The 14,432-nt window shown below is 51.7% G+C and carries 10 protein-coding genes; 4 read left to right on the top strand and 6 right to left on the bottom strand.

Annotated elements, in window-relative coordinates; genetic code table 11:
• The first annotated feature begins 161 nt into the window (after positions 1-161).
• Positions 162-1,310 carry an acyl-CoA dehydrogenase family protein gene (locus JW984_01935; protein MBN1571937.1) on the top strand — a complete coding sequence of 383 codons (1,149 nt, stop codon included), beginning with the start codon at positions 162-164 and terminating at the stop codon, positions 1,308-1,310.
• Between the two features lie 342 nt (positions 1,311-1,652).
• On the opposite strand, the gene JW984_01930 is transcribed toward JW984_01935, so the two are convergent.
• From JW984_01930 to uvrC, 5 genes are all read right to left on the bottom strand, one after another.
• Positions 1,653-2,474, bottom strand: coding sequence for an SDR family oxidoreductase (locus JW984_01930; GenBank protein ID MBN1571936.1), 822 nt, complete (start codon positions 2,472-2,474; stop codon positions 1,653-1,655).
• Between the two features lie 136 nt (positions 2,475-2,610).
• Complete coding sequence (locus JW984_01925) at positions 2,611-3,495, bottom strand: alpha/beta fold hydrolase (protein MBN1571935.1); 885 nt, start codon at positions 3,493-3,495, stop codon at positions 2,611-2,613.
• Positions 3,496-3,532: 37 nt separating this feature from the next.
• Positions 3,533-6,082 carry a DNA internalization-related competence protein ComEC/Rec2 gene (locus JW984_01920; GenBank protein ID MBN1571934.1) on the bottom strand — a complete coding sequence of 850 codons (2,550 nt, stop codon included), beginning with the start codon at positions 6,080-6,082 and terminating at the stop codon, positions 3,533-3,535.
• Entirely contained in the window at positions 6,079-7,962 is a 1,884-nt protein-coding gene (locus JW984_01915; protein ID MBN1571933.1) for an AMP-binding protein, read from the bottom strand. Before JW984_01915 ends, JW984_01920 begins: the two co-directional genes overlap by 4 nt.
• Before the next feature lie 106 nt (positions 7,963-8,068).
• Complete coding sequence (uvrC, locus tag JW984_01910; GenBank protein ID MBN1571932.1) at positions 8,069-9,940, bottom strand: excinuclease ABC subunit UvrC; 1,872 nt, start codon at positions 9,938-9,940, stop codon at positions 8,069-8,071.
• Positions 9,941-10,110: 170 nt separating this feature from the next.
• Here uvrC and JW984_01905 point away from each other — a divergent pair, with 170 nt between their 5' ends.
• From JW984_01905 to JW984_01895, 3 genes are read left to right on the top strand one after another with little or no spacing between them, the layout of a single operon-like run.
• Positions 10,111-10,962 (top strand): FecR domain-containing protein, encoded by an 852-nt coding sequence (locus JW984_01905; GenBank protein MBN1571931.1) that lies wholly within the window; start codon positions 10,111-10,113, stop codon positions 10,960-10,962.
• 53 nt (positions 10,963-11,015) lie between these two features.
• Positions 11,016-11,591 carry a hypothetical protein gene (locus JW984_01900; protein ID MBN1571930.1) on the top strand — a complete coding sequence of 192 codons (576 nt, stop codon included), beginning with the start codon at positions 11,016-11,018 and terminating at the stop codon, positions 11,589-11,591.
• Between the two features lie 56 nt (positions 11,592-11,647).
• A complete protein-coding gene (locus JW984_01895) occupies positions 11,648-12,397 on the top strand; it encodes a hypothetical protein (GenBank protein MBN1571929.1) in 750 nt (249 codons plus the stop codon).
• On the opposite strand, the gene uvrB is transcribed toward JW984_01895, so the two are convergent.
• The gene (uvrB, locus tag JW984_01890) at positions 12,394-14,388 is read right to left on the bottom strand and encodes an excinuclease ABC subunit UvrB (GenBank protein ID MBN1571928.1); all 1,995 of its coding nucleotides are present in this window, start codon (positions 14,386-14,388) and stop codon (positions 12,394-12,396) included. The genes JW984_01895 and uvrB overlap by 4 nt on opposite strands.
• Positions 14,389-14,432 lie beyond the last annotated feature (44 nt).

Here is a 14,432-nt window from a genome sequence, read left to right as displayed (position 1 = left end):
GAGATAACGGGGAAGGACATATCGGATACTGGAATCGGATGCTGGAATGTTGACGGCTAGGCCCGGGGCGCTTGTCTACCAACCGCTTGGTACGGCGCGGGAGAAGCTTTTCTTTGGCGTGAAGATGTAAGTTGTTACTATTAGTTTGATAGGAAAAAATTATGGAGTATGACATATTTGGCAGCGAACATGAGCAGTTCAGGGAACAGCTGAGAAAATTCTTGGCGGAAAAGGTGACGCCCTTCATTCTCGAATGGGAGGAAAAGAGGGAGATACCCAGATCGATCTGGCGGGAGATGGGAAAGATGGGCTTTCTCGGCTTCTGCTACGACCCCGAGTACGGCGGACTGGGGGTGGACGACCTGTTTCGGGTCGTCATGGCCGAGGAGATGGGGAGATCGGGGTGTCTCGGCTTTGCGGTCTCTGTGGGCGTTCACAACGATATGTCTACTACATATATCAATGACCTCGGGACGGACGAGCAAAAAAAACGGTGGCTTGCCCCCTGCATAGCCGGGGAGTCGGTCTGCGCCATAGCTATAACCGACCCCGGAGCGGGGTCGGACGTCGCGGGGATCGTCACGGGGATTGAGAAGAAGGGGAGCGATTATATACTTAACGGCCAGAAGACCTTCATAACCAACGGGCATTACGCGGATATAATAATAGTCGCGGCAAAAACCGATAAGAAAGCGGACCCCCCTCATCGGGGGGTTTCGCTTTTTGTGGTGGAGAGGGGAACGCCCGGCCTGTCGACCCGAAAGCTCGAAAAGATAGGGTGCCACGAGTCGGACACCGCCGAGATATTTTTGGAAGACGTGAAGCTGACCGATAAGAACCTCCTTGGCCAGGAGGGGAGGGGATTCTACGCCCTGATGAACAACCTCCAGCTTGAGCGTTTGATATTGAGCGTGGAGGGGCTCGGGGCGGCCCAGTATATACTCGACAAGACGATCGACTACGCCAGGGAGAGGACTGCCTTCGGAAGGACGATATCGAAATTCCAAGCGATAAAACATCGTTTAGTCGACATGGCCACGGCGATAGAGCTGAACCGAGCGCTGGCGTATCAATGTGCGAAAAGGTTCGCCAAGGGCGAGAATGTCGTCAAGGAGATATCGATGCTGAAGGCGTCCATAGGGGAGATGGTAACCAAAATATGCTACGATGCGACGCAGATCTACGGGGGGTACGGCTACATGGCGGAGTACGAGGTCGCCCGGATGTACACGGACGTCCGTTCCTTGAGCATAATCGGCGGCACAACCGAAATAATGAAGGAGATAGTCGCCCGGCAGATGGGGCTGTAGTGACTGGGGCTGTCGGTTTCCGTTTTCGGTTGGGGGAGGGGGGGCAATCCCCTTTTGTCTCTTTGCCCTGCTGCCCTTTAAGATGACAAGGGAGGCCTTCATATGCTAAAGTCCCCTTGTGCCCAAAGGACTTAAGCAGAGGGTTGGATTTTTAAAGGGGAGGGTCGATTTATAATGACGCCTCGATGTCGGATGAAAAAGTCGTATCTTGAAGGGACGGGGGAATGACATTAAAAATTTTTGTGGGGGGATTTTTCATCCCTCCGTTTTTGTCAATAGGTTATATTAGGAGAAAAACGACCGTGGTCCATCTCGGCGAAAAGAATATCTAAACCAAATTCCTTAATCCTCGATCCTCGTCGTCCTGAGGAATTTTACCATCATTAGGTAGAGGGGATTGAGGACAAAGGGAACGTAGCGCTGGAGAAAGTAGATGATGTGGGCGTCCGTCCCAATTAAAATTATCGAGCGGTTTCGCCTGACCCTTTTCAAGATTTTCCTCGCGGCCTTATTTACGTCCATCATTCTTGGCATCTTCTTAAGGTGATCCTCCTTGCGAATATTGACTGGGATGAAGCCCCTTATTATCGCCGTGTCTACGAAACCGGGGCAGACGACGCTAACCTTGACGCCCAGTCCCTTTGCCTCTGACCTGAGAGACGCGGAGAGGCCCACAACGGCGAACTTCGTCGTGACATAGGCGGTCTCTGTGGGGACGGGGACCAGGCCCGCAAGAGAGGCGGTGTTGACGATGTGTCCAGAACCCTGTTTGATCATGACCGGGTATGCCTCGAGGGTACCGTAGAGGACACCCATCATGTTGACATCGATTATCTGTCTCCACTGGGAGATGTCCATGTCCCTCGTCTCACCGAGAAAGGCGATCCCCGCGTTGTTGAAGATGTAGTCGAGCCTCCCTTGCTCCTTTACCACATCGGCGATAAGTTGTTTTACCTGATCGTGCTTCGTGACGTCGACCTTTTTCGCCGCGGTCTTTGCCCCCATCTCCGCAATTGATGATGCGGTCTCCTTTGCCCCTTCAAGGTTGATGTCCGCCGCGATAACCGTCGCCCCCATCCTTACCAGCTCGTTTGAGATTGCCCTCCCTATGCCTGAGGCGGCCCCGGTGACGACCGCCACCTTGTCCTTAAAAGGATTTGTCATTATATCTCCTTAAAGTATATAAATGTTATGGAACTACAAATCGCTTGAGGGGGGAGACAATCGGCTCAAATTCCCTCTCCCCGCGCTTCTTGAAAAATCAGATTACTCTAAACTTCCGTTGAACCCAAGTCATTTTTTAGGATAAGGCATCGTCGAAAAAGGCGGCCACCCTACTGACGTACTCGCCCCGGTTAAGGAAATAGGCCCCGCAGTGGTCGGCGTCTTCGAGCTTCCAGACCTCCTTCGGATGGGAGGCGGCGTCAAAAATCTCCCTCTGCTGGGAGGGCTCGATGACGCAGTCCTTTTCACTCACCACGACGAGAAGGTTTTTGAGGGAAAGTCTTTTTGCGGAGCCTTTCACGTCGAGCCCCCGGTTATCGTAGCCGAAGAGGAACTTCGTGAAGAGCCTCGTCAACGGCCTCAAGAGAAAAAGGGGGAGGGGGAAGAATCTCCTTATCCTGTTTAAGATAAGCTCCTCCGACGAGGTGAAGGGTGAGTCGCAGACAAGGGCCGATATCCTCTTGTCCGTCGATGCGTGGACAATCCCCAGAGACGCCCCCATTGAAAAGCCTATGATGCCTATTCTCGGACTTGGGATTTTTTTTACGATGAAATCGACCGCGGCCTTTACGTCCATACGTTCGAGCTGCCCCATGCTCATTGTGGACGAGTCGCTTTCCCCGCAGCCCCTGTAGTCAAACAGGAGAACGTTGTATCCCGCCCTGTTCAGACAGCTTCCCACGCCGAGCAGGTCGGATTTTGTCCCCATCCGTCCACAAAGGCAGATGACCGCCCGATTGTCCCGTCCCGGCAGGAGCCATCCCCTTAAGGTCAATCCGTCCTCCGTTTCAAAGGCGACCTTTTCTGATGGAACCCCCGTCTCGAAGGGGGAGAAGAAGTAGTAATCAATATAGGATTTAGTCTTGGGACGGGAGATCAAGATCGAGAGAGTAAGCCCCAGAATGACGTTTAGGAGAAGCAGAATAGATACGGCGATAATGAATATTATAGCGATTTTCATTGATCTTACCCTTTAGAAATTCTCCCGTTTCACTAAATCAAGGTGCTCTCCAGAGACAGCTTTTGCCGTTGACCGATTCGATTTCAAAGCCGTCTCCGTCGCTCTTTACAATCACCGCGCCGTCGATGTCGGTCCGAAAGACAACGGCCCCGATATACTCGTATCTTTCAAGCGTCTCGTCTTTCGGAAAGCCGAACCGCTCCTTTTCCCCGCACATGATTACCACCACCGCAGGCTCGACCTCGTTTAAGAAAGTAATGCCGCTCGATGTATTTGATCCGTGGTGGGGGCTTTTAAGGACGAGGGATTTCAGCTCCCTGTTTTTTGACATGATGAGCCGTTCCGCCTCGGCCTCGATGTCGCCCGTCATAAGGAGGGAGAAATAGCCGTATTTTATGCGAAATACGATGGAACTGTTGTTCAGATTTTCGCCTAAATCGGATTTCATGTCTCCTTTCGTTTGAAGGCCGGGCGGCGGGTGCAGGAACTCAACGACGGCGCCGTTGATCGCAAGGTCTGTGGTGTCGTCAGATATTGTGACAATCGGCACGTTTCTCATCTTTGACGTACTCCTTAGATCCTCGATCTCCTCCGAGTCCATCCCGGCCTCGGTGACCCAGAACTCGCCAACGTTAAAATTCTTAAGAATATACTCGATGCCCCCGTAGTGATCGAATTCGGGATGTGTCAGGACAAGGTAGTCTATTCTCCTTATCCTCTCATGCAGGAGGTAGGGGGATACGATCGACCTTCCCGTATCGAAGCCGCCGCCGTGAAATCCCCCTCCGTCTATGAGCATTGTCCTTCCGCCCGGGAACTTAATAAGAGTCGAGTCCCCCTGGCCTACGTTTATGAATGTAACCGAGAGTCTCTTCGGGTGGTAGCGGTTTAAGGCCTGATACGAGAGTAGCAAGACGAGAGTTGAAAGTAAAACGACAAATATAATTCTAAGTCGGGATTTAACCGATTGTCTCGGCTGTAGGCTCCTTCTCCTGTACTCGTTGGCGTAAAAAATCACGACAACGAGAATGAGGTAGTAGAGAACCATCTCCGGGAGCCTCGGCGGGATCACCGCAAATCCCCCCGGGAAGAGGGAGTCTACGCCGTTTATCATCCAGTTCGATATTGTAACGGCCCCGGCCGCTCCATCGAGGAGCAGGCCCGCGACCTCTCCCGAGATGAAGACAAGGGGAATCGAGACGAGGGAAAGCGGCACGGCGAAAAAACCGAGGAGCGGGACGACGGCGAAGTTCATTAAAATCGAGAGGGGACTTTCCGTGTAAAAATAGTGGGCGGATATCGGGAGAATTCCGAAAAGGGCGGAAACAGACACCGCCGCAAATTGATATCCACGAAGCAACAGGCGCCTTCCGAGGGTCGGGGCAGAGCCGTCGCCACTGTATATCCTGTTTTTGACCGGATCCGTCAGGAGTGGATAGATAAGGATGATCGACATTACCGCCGTGAACGACAGCTGAAAGGCCGGGTCGAATAGGGACGCAGGGGATACGATTAGAATAATAAGCGCCGCCAGAGACAGGGTGTTCAACAGGTCCCGGTCCCTCCCAATGACTACGGATAAAACGTAAGCCGTTATCATAATGGTCGACCTCACGGCGGTGATCTTGAGTCCCGAGAGGATTGTGTAGAGAAAGATGGGCAAAAGAGATACGATTAGGGCGAATGTCTTTACGGGAAATATAAGGGCGAGCCGGGGTATCCTGACAAGCACTACATGTAGAACGGAAAAGGAGATGAGAAAGATTATCCCGATGTGCATCCCGGAGATGGCCAGGATGTGGGCCATTCCGGTTCGCCGGTAGGAGTCGTAGAGATCCTCAGGGATTTCTGACCTTTCGCCTATTATTAAGGCCTTCAAGATCGCCCCCTCAGTTATAGGGACGGCGGTGTCGATAAAAGTTCTTATCTTGCGCCTTATCTCTTCAATCTTCCTTAAGGTCGGCGGCGAGACGTTTTCCGAGACAAAAAAGTAGTCCCGGCCCTTTATATATGAGATGGAGGATATACTCCTTCTTTTGAGGTAGAATACGTAGTCGAATCCGCCCGGGTTGTTGAAGTTGGTCGGATTTCTTATCTTGCCCCTGTAAAATATGACATCCCCGTATCCGATACTATCTGTGCGCTCGTAGATCGTGACCCCGAGTCTCCCCTTGACGTCAATCCATTTTCTCCCGTCTTTTATCATCACGTCTTTCAAGACAATTCGTGTGGAATCGGAATCAAAATCGGGGGGGAGAGAGACCGTTCCCGCAATTGTTCGATACTCATTCGATGCAAAATTAGATATATGGTCGGAGTCTGTCTTGGGGTTGACGACGGGGCATATAAGGAGGAGGCCGAGGATTACGAAGAGGAGTCCGATAAGTACAAAATAGAGATGATGAGCCGATGGAAGGGCGGGGCCTTTGGTATGGGAGGTGAGGCGAATACGCTCCCTTATCATTGCAGTTAAGGTCAGAAGAATCCCGGCAATTATAAGAAGCGGCGGGATGTCTGTTCTTATGTATGTGCCGAGGCCGATCCCGAGGGCCAGGGCCGAAGCTAAAAGGAGGAGCGGGTGTTTCAATTTACCTTGATGGCTTCCTCTACGGCGTACCGCTTTATTTTTCGGGTCGAGGTCTTCGGGAACTCCTCGTCCCTTATCATGAACTCCTTGACCCGCTTGTAATCCGCCAGGTTGCTGCAGCATCTTTTTATCTCGTCGCGAATGAGGGTGTGTATCTCGGACTTTTCAAGCTCCTTTTTCCCCTCCTTTACCGCGTGGGCTTCCAGCATGTCTTGATTCAGGTAGACGACCGCCCTGACCTCCTCTCCCGTGGTGCCGAGGTTGTGGGCGTAGACCATCGCCTCCTCGATGAAGGGGCTCCGCTCCAGCTCCGTCTCCACCTCCTCGGGGTAGATGTTCTTGCCCTTTCCAGTAACGATCAGGTTTTTGACCCTTCCCAGTACAAAGAGATAATTGTCGTCGTCGAGGTATCCCAGGTCTCCGGAGTGATACCACCCGTCGGTCAGCACCTCCTTGGTTGCCTTCGGATTATTGAAGTATCCCTTCATCACGTTAGGCCCCTTGATAAATATTTCTCCCTCGCCGTTTTCGTTCGGATTTTCTATCTTGATCTCGACTTCGGGCATGACCTTCCCCACGGAGCCGAGCCTGTCTCCTCCAACGACGCTGTTTACCGCCACAAGGGGTGCGGTTTCCGTAATCCCGTAGCCGTTGAAGATGTTGAGGCCGAGTTTCCTTAATCCCTCCTGAAGGGAGGGGTCGAATGGCCCGCCTCCGCTTATGAAGGCAATGTCGCTTCCACCGAGCTCCTTTTTGATCTTTTTCTGGATTACCTTTCTCGTGATGGCGTTGGAGTTCATCAGCCTGCCTGCAAGGCTGGAGTTTACCTTTTGGCTCATCCTCGTGTAAAGGGCCTGGTAGAGGGCGGGGACACCAAGGAAAAAGTTCGGTTTCACCTCGTTGAGGTTCTGGGCCACCTTTAAAAGGGACTCGGCGAATGCGACCGTCCCGCCCAGAAGGATAGGTATAATTACACCGCAGGTCGATTCGTAGACGTGGTTTATCGGCAGAACGGAGAGCGTAAGGATCTTATCGTCCACCTGCATCAGCTCCACCACCCCCTTGAAATTCGTTATGATGTTCTCGTTCGTGAGCATCACCCCCTTCGATTTTCCCGTGGTGCCGGACGTGTAGAGGATGGCGATGGTCTCATTATATCCCATCTCGTTTTCGATAATATCTTCGTTTCCGAAAAGGTTCTCGAAATGAACCACACCGGTCGCAACGTCGGTGCCCTCGTAGAGTCCCTTGGTGAAGTCCAAAAAGCGGTTTCTCTTTTCGATGACGAGGCTGTCCTTCTTTATCCTGGCGTCTTTCAGCCTTTTATCGAGAGAGAGCCAAAGATCTTCGATCTTTTTTATCTCGGATTCATGCTCCTTTTTAATCTTGGCGATCAAAGACTGCCATGCCCTCTCGATCCTCTTCATGTCATCCTTTATCTCGTCGGGAATCGTGATATCCTTTGTCAAATTGGTTATAAGGATTATCTTCTTCAGACTTTTAAGGGATTGATGTATCTCTTCGATCTTCGGAAGGAGCTCTTCTGTTACTATAATGAACTTTGAGCCGCTGTCTTCGAGGATGTGTCTCAGCTCCTGGGCCTTTAGCTCCTTGTCAACCGGTACGACAATGCCGTTATTGGTTATAATTGCGAGGTATGAAATGGCCCATTCGGGGCAGTTGTGTGTAAGGAGGGCGATTCGGTCTCCCTTTTTCATTCCCATCTTTACAAGGCTTGTGCCGAGGTCCTTTACCTGAGAAAGCAGATCCCTGTATGTAATTCCAACCCATCTAATTCCAATTTTTCTCAACAAGGCGTTTTTTTTGGCGAACTTCTTAGCGTTCTCCTCGATGATCTCCTTGATCGTTATCCCGTTCATTACACCATCTCCTTTTATAGGTTGGTGAAAAGCACCCGAAGATAATAACCCAAACTTTCCACTAATTCAATAAAAAATTCTTGGTATGAAATAATCTACGTTGAAATCAATCCTCCCCGTTTCCCTGTTTATCTTTGAAATATGCATGTATCGATTGGGCAACGGCCGGCGATACCCCGTTAACGGCGGAGAGCTCCTCGACCGTGGCAAGCTTTATGTCGCCGATCCTCTGAAAATGCTTCAAGAGGGCCTTCTTTCTCTTCTCTCCCACCCCTTCGATCTCGTCAAGGGCCGACCTGACGCCCTTCTTCTTCCTCAGCTTCCTGTGATACTCGATGGCGAACCTGTGCGCCTCGTCCCTGATCTGCATGAGGAGAAAGAGGGCGAGCGAGCTTCCCTTTATGACTATCGGATTTTTCCTCCCTATCAGAAAGACCCTGTCCGATTTCCCTTTCCCCACGGTCTCTCCCCCCTTTTCGCCCTTAGCGATTGCGGCGAGGGGGATGTCGGATGCTTTAAGATCCCTCAGTACCTCTGCAGCGATGTTCAGGTGCCCCTTCCCACCATCGATCAAGATAAGGTCGGGGCGGTTTTCGTCGTCAAGCCTCTTTATCCTTCTCGCAAGGACTTCCTCTATCATGGCGTAATCGTTGGCCGCAGGGACGCCCTTTATCTTGTAGTGGCGGTACTGGCTCCTGTCCGGCTCACCGTCAGTGAAGACCGCCATGGAGCCCACGGAGAGGGTCCCCTTGACGTTGGAGATATCGAAGCACTCCATCCTCCTTGGAAATACGGGCAGGCCAAGGCGCTCCCTTAAGGCCTCAAGAGCCTCTATCCTGCTCTCGCTGCTCTTCTTCCACTCCACAAACGAACTCTCGGCGTTTTTCTGGGCCATCGTCACGAGAGCCCGGAGCCTTCCTCTCTTCGGGACGAGGATCTCGACCTCACTTTTCCCTCTTAGCCATTTTAGGAGAAGCTCTTTGTCGAAAACCTCGACGGGAAGGAGAATCTCGTCCGGCACGTAGCGCTCGCCGCTGTAGTACTGCTCGATGAAGCTCTGGACAGCCTCCGGGTCTTCGTCCAGGACGTTTTTAAAGAGGCGGTACCAGCTCCCCATCAGTCTTCCGCCCCGTACCAGGAGAATCGAAAAGCCGATGCTAAGGCCCTCCCTGTGGATGCCGATTACGTCCCTGTCCACAAGGTCCTTGGTGACGACCTTCTGGGTCTCCATGATCCTTTTGATGGACGCTATCCTGTCGCGGTAGAGGGCGGCCTCCTCGAACTTCATCTCTTCTGCAAGAAGCTCCATCTCGGCTGTCAGCCTCTTTATCAGGTCGTCTCCCCTCCCGCTCAGAAACATCACCACCTCATCAACCCCCTTATAGTACTCCTCTTTCGTTATCAGGTTAAGGCAGGGGCCGCTGCACTGGTTGATCTCGTAGTAGATGCAGGGACGTGACCTGTTGTTGAACTTGTGGTCGGTGCACTGCCTGAGGAGGAAGGTCGCTGACAGCCACTTGAGGCTCTGGCGAATCGCCTTGGCGTCCGTATAAGGCCCGAAGTAGCGGGCGCCGTCCCGCTTGATGTTCCTGACGAAGGTAAACCTTGGGAAGTCTTCATCGAGGTCGATCCTGAGGCAGAGGTAGTTCTTGTCGTCCTTGAGGTCTACGTTGTACCTGGGGCGGTATTCTTTGATCAGCGTTCCCTCGGTGAGTAACGCCTCCACCTCGTTGTCGGTCACGATGAAGTCGAAGTCGGAGATGCTCTTGATCAGATGCCTGGTCTTGGGGTCTTTCTTCTCCACATCCCTGAAGTAGGAGGAGACCCGCTTTTTCAGCTCCCTCGCCTTCCCAACGTATATGACCTTTCCGGAGCTGTTTTTCATCAGATAGACGCCGGGGCTGTTGGGGAGGTTCGCCGTCTTTGTTTCGAGCGTCTTTGTTTCGAGCGTTTTTGTTTCGATATTATTAGATTCCATCGCCATATTTCGATTTACAGTTTTTCGATTATATCCTAAAATCAAGTCGTTGACAACCAGGAGTTGTGGATGAAAAAATTGTCTATATTTTTCTGCTTTTGTGATAAAGAGTGATAGAAAATATAAACATTATGATATAATGCGAAAAAAATGAACGGGGGAATATTAAGATGGCCAAAAAGCAAAAGAAGAAGAAGTCGAAAATTAAGGTGTTTTTTACCAGGTTGTTTTTCCTTTTGATCATAGCTGTTGCCATCGCTGCTGGTGTATTTTTCCTTCTTGTCGGCGGAGGTGATTCCGCAGATGTGGTCTTTTCCGAGGGGTCGGTGGTGATAAAGACGGTCGGGAGCGACGAGTGGGTCCCCCTCTCTGGGGATATGACCGTCAAGGAGGGGGACGAGATAATGACGGAGAGGGGGGCGACGGCGGAGCTTTTTCTCCCGGACGGGAGCGTCCTGAAGGTCGGCTCGGCGAGCCACGTCATAATCAGGGGAATGGGAACGGTCGAGATTACAAGGAGGACAACCAACGTCTTCGAGCTTGCCTACGGGAAGGTGAGGGCGGTGGTGTCTCCCTTTGTGAATAAAAAGTCGGAGTTTGTGATCGAGACGGAAAACGCCGCAATCGGCGTCAGGGGGACCGACTTCGGCGTTTCCTACGACGAGCAGAAGAAGAAGACGGAGCTTGCCTGCCTCGACGGCGAGGTGGAGGTGAGGTCAAAGGAGAAGAAGGCCGCGGGACTCCCCCCTGTCCTCGTCAAGGCGAACGAGGGACTTTCCTTCGTAGTTGGAACTCTCCCCGGCCAGCCTGTAAGATGGACGGAGGCGCAGACGAGGGCGTTCTTCACGAGGATGGACTTTGAGGGTAAAAAAATAAAGGATCATCTCATGAGGGGGGGGAGGATGCTGGAGAAGGGGGGTAAGGAGGTCAAGGAGAACGTCGAGGAGGGGGTAAAGGAGGGAACGGACAAGCTGAAATCAGGCGGTGAAAAAGCCGTGGATAAAATAAAGAAGATATTTTAAAGGAGATTCGATTTTCCTATTCATAACAGAACCTTTTTAGGTCGAGGTAAAAGATGCTCTTCTTAAACGACACGAAATTTGTCGCGAGGAGGAAGTTCTTTGCGCTGGCGGGACAGGTCTACGTCAACGACGGGGCTGGGGGGCTGGTCTGCTACGTCAGGCAGAAGATGTTCAAGCTCAAGGAGGATATCACGGTCTACTCCGACGAGTCGCAGACTATGCCCATACTGAACATCAAGGCGAGGCAGATCATCGATTTTGCGGCGGCCTACGACATCGTCGATTCCGCAACCGGGGCGAAGATGGGCGCCCTGAAGAGGAAGGGGCTGAAGTCGATAATCAAGGACGAGTGGATAATCATGGATTCGACCGACAACAACATCGCCGTGTTGAAGGAGGAGTCGGGCCTGATGGCCATATTGAGCAGGCTGATTAATCTCATTCCCCAGAGGTACGTTATCCTGATGGGCGGATCGGGGCAGGTTGTCGGGACGATCCGGCAGAGGTTCAATATATTCATCCACAAGTTCGACATCGACTTCTCGATGGACCCGGGAGCCAGCCTCGACAGGCGGCTGGGGATGGGAGCGGCGATACTGCTTCTGATCATTGAGGGGCAACAGGGGTGAAGAGAGTGAAATACAAAAAACTTAAATTTGTAAATATTAGATTTTACTAGATACCAATGCTTGATTTTATAATTACTATTTTCATATTGTGCACACTATTTGCATTGGTATTTGTAATAACACATCTTCGTCCTTTAAGAGATTATGAAATCAAGTCTCTTGCAATAATGAGACGTGATATAAAAGTAAGAATTTATTATTCATTTAGAATAGTAGAATTCTTTGCAGACAAGAATTTTAAAAAGAAAATGAATCCAAATGGAGAATTCTGTGAAATATCAGAAGAGCTAATTAACTTTCCTGGAATTGCAGCTTCTCTTTTAAAATACAAAAAACATGAATGGACAATAATAGGTTTTGAAAAGGATAGACTTGTAAACTTGATATGGTTGAATAAAGGTTTTGATAATAAGAGAGTAAATATATATTTGCCACTAAATGATATTGCAAATATAGCATTGAGAAAAAATTATAATACTGTTTTAATATTTCATAATCATCCAAACACAAATCCTAGATACTATAGTTGTATAAATCCCAGTGATCAAGACTTAAAAACCGCCTCAGAATTTGCACAAGTTCTTAATGATAACAAAATAGGTTTGTTAGAATTTGTATGTGAAAGAGGTGGATTCTATGAATACTTTTATTCACCATCTGATTCATTTTTTCCACTAGCAAATTTTGTAAAAAGTATAGAAAGAGTTAATGGCTCATCACTATTGAAAAATCTATCTTTACACATCGAAAGAATTAGAAAAAAAGGAACAGACATTGTAGAAAGAAAGGGAAGAGTTTTATACTAAATCCCCAAATCTTTCTTCTCAAGCTCCAATATCCTGTCCCTGATCTCCGCCGCCTTCTCGAACTCCAGGTCCTTGGCGGCGTCGCGCATCTGCTTCTTCAGCTTCTGGATGTGGCGTTTGACCTCCGCCTCCGACCTGAAGGCCGCCTCCTCCTCCGCAACGGAGGCTGGAATGGTATAATAGTCCTTTTCATAAACCGAGGACAATATATCGCTGATCCCCTTCTTTATCGACTCAGGCGTGATGTTGTTCCTGATGTTGTACTCTCTCTGGATCTCCCTCCTCCTAACCGTCTCCTTGATGGCCCTCTCCATCGACTTTGTGACGGAGTCGGCGTACATCACAACCTTCCCGTTGATGTTTCTCGCCGTCCTGCCGCTCGTCTGAATGAGGGACTTATCCGACCGTAGGAAGCCCTCCTTGTCCGCGTCGAGGATAGCCACCATCGAGACCTCTGGGATGTCAAGACCCTCCCTGAGGAGATTTATCCCAACCAGCACGTCGAATTTGCCGAGCCGCAAATCCCTAATTATTTCAACACGTTCCAGCGTATCAACGTCCGAGTGGAGGTAGCGGGCGCGTATCCCCAGGCCGGTGTAGTACTCGGTCAGGTCTTCGGCCATTCTCTTGGTCAGCGTGGTGACGAGGACCCTGTCTCCGGCGCCGATCTTGGCCCTGATCTCGTCGTAGAGGTCGTCCACCTGATGGGTGGCGGGCTTGACCTCGATTACAGGCTCCATCAGCCCCGTCGGCCTGATTATCTGCTCGACCACGATCCCCCGCGACCTCTCGATCTCGTAGTTCGCCGGCGTGGCGGAGACGTAGATCGTCTGGTGGACCTTTTCCTCGAACTCCTCGAACTTGAGGGGCCTGTTGTCCAAGGCCGAGGGGAGCCTGAAGCCGTACTCCACGAGGTTGGTCTTCCGGGAGCGGTCGCCGTTGTACATCCCGCCGATCTGGGGGACGGTGATGTGGCTCTCGTCGATGACCACCAGCCACTCCTTAGGGAAATAGTCGAGAAGGGTAGGGGGCGGCTCGCCCGGCATCCTGCCGGTGAAGTGGCGCGAGTAGTTCTCTATCCCGCTGCAGTAGCCGATCTCGCGCATCATCTCCAGGTCGAACTTCGTGCGCTCCTCGATCCGCTGCGCCTCGATAAGCTTGTTGTTCTCCCTGAAGAAGCCGATCCGCTCCTCGAGCTCCTCCTCGATAGACTCCACGGCGGAAAGCCGCCTCTCGGCGGGAGTCACGTAGTGGCTCCCCGGGTAGATGACGATCCCCTCCTCGTTAGAGATAACGGTGCCGCGCAAAGGATCTATGAGCTTGATCTTATCCACCATGTCGCCCCAGAACTCCACCCTGATCGCCTTTGCGTCCTCGTAGGTGGGGAATATCTCCACGGTGTCGCCCCGGACGCGAAACGTCCCCCGCGAAAAATCGATGTCGTTCCTCTCGTACTGGCTCTCCACGAGGCGAAGTAGCAGGTCGTCCCGGAAGAAGGTCTCGCCCGCCTTGATCTCGATGATCATCCCGGAGTAGGCGTCCGGCGAGCCGAGGCCGTAGATGCAGGAGACGGAGGCCACGATGATCACGTCGTCCCGGGAGAGGAGGGAGTGGGTGGCGGAGTGCCTCATCTTGTCGATCTCCTCGTTGACCGAGGTGTCCTTCTCGATGTAGGTGTCGGTCCGGGGGAGGTAGGCCTCCGGCTGGTAGTAGTCGTAGTAGCTGACGAAGTACTCGACGGCGTTTTCAGGGAATAGCTCCTTGAACTCGGTGTAGAGCTGGGCCCCGAGCGTCTTGTTGGGGGCGATGACGATGGAGGGGCGACCCACGTTGGCGATGGTGTTGGCGATGGTGAAGGTCTTGCCGGAGCCGGTGACGCCGAGGAGTACCTGGTGTTTGTCGCCCCGGTTCAGCCCCTCGGTGAGCTGGGCGATGGTCTCCGGCTGGTCGCCGCTGGGGACGAAGTCTGTGATCAGGTCGAACTTAGCCATCGGACGGGCTCTCCTTTGAATAACAAACTTGATATTATAGCGCA

The organism is Candidatus Zymogenus saltonus (assembly GCA_016929395.1).
GTDB lineage: Bacteria > Desulfobacterota > Zymogenia > Zymogenales > Zymogenaceae > Zymogenus > Zymogenus saltonus.
The sequence above is the reverse complement of the archived record's forward strand: the minus strand, read 5'-3'. Positions and strand labels throughout refer to the sequence as shown.

What these genes read in the sequence shown, in the direction of transcription:
- JW984_01900 (MBN1571930.1), top strand. Translation starts at nt 11,016, where the DNA reads ATGCTCTTCTTAAACGACACGAAATTTGTCGCGAGGAGGAAGTTCTTT.
- JW984_01925 (MBN1571935.1), bottom strand. Translation starts at nt 3,495, where the DNA reads ATGAAAATCGCTATAATATTCATTATCGCCGTATCTATTCTGCTTCTC.
- uvrB (MBN1571928.1), bottom strand. Translation starts at nt 14,388, where the DNA reads ATGGCTAAGTTCGACCTGATCACAGACTTCGTCCCCAGCGGCGACCAG.
- JW984_01895 (MBN1571929.1), top strand. Translation starts at nt 11,648, where the DNA reads ATGCTTGATTTTATAATTACTATTTTCATATTGTGCACACTATTTGCA.
- uvrC (MBN1571932.1), bottom strand. Translation starts at nt 9,940, where the DNA reads ATGGAATCTAATAATATCGAAACAAAAACGCTCGAAACAAAGACGCTC.
- JW984_01935 (MBN1571937.1), top strand. Translation starts at nt 162, where the DNA reads ATGGAGTATGACATATTTGGCAGCGAACATGAGCAGTTCAGGGAACAG.
- JW984_01905 (MBN1571931.1), top strand. Translation starts at nt 10,111, where the DNA reads ATGGCCAAAAAGCAAAAGAAGAAGAAGTCGAAAATTAAGGTGTTTTTT.
- JW984_01930 (MBN1571936.1), bottom strand. Translation starts at nt 2,474, where the DNA reads ATGACAAATCCTTTTAAGGACAAGGTGGCGGTCGTCACCGGGGCCGCC.
- JW984_01915 (MBN1571933.1), bottom strand. Translation starts at nt 7,962, where the DNA reads ATGAACGGGATAACGATCAAGGAGATCATCGAGGAGAACGCTAAGAAG.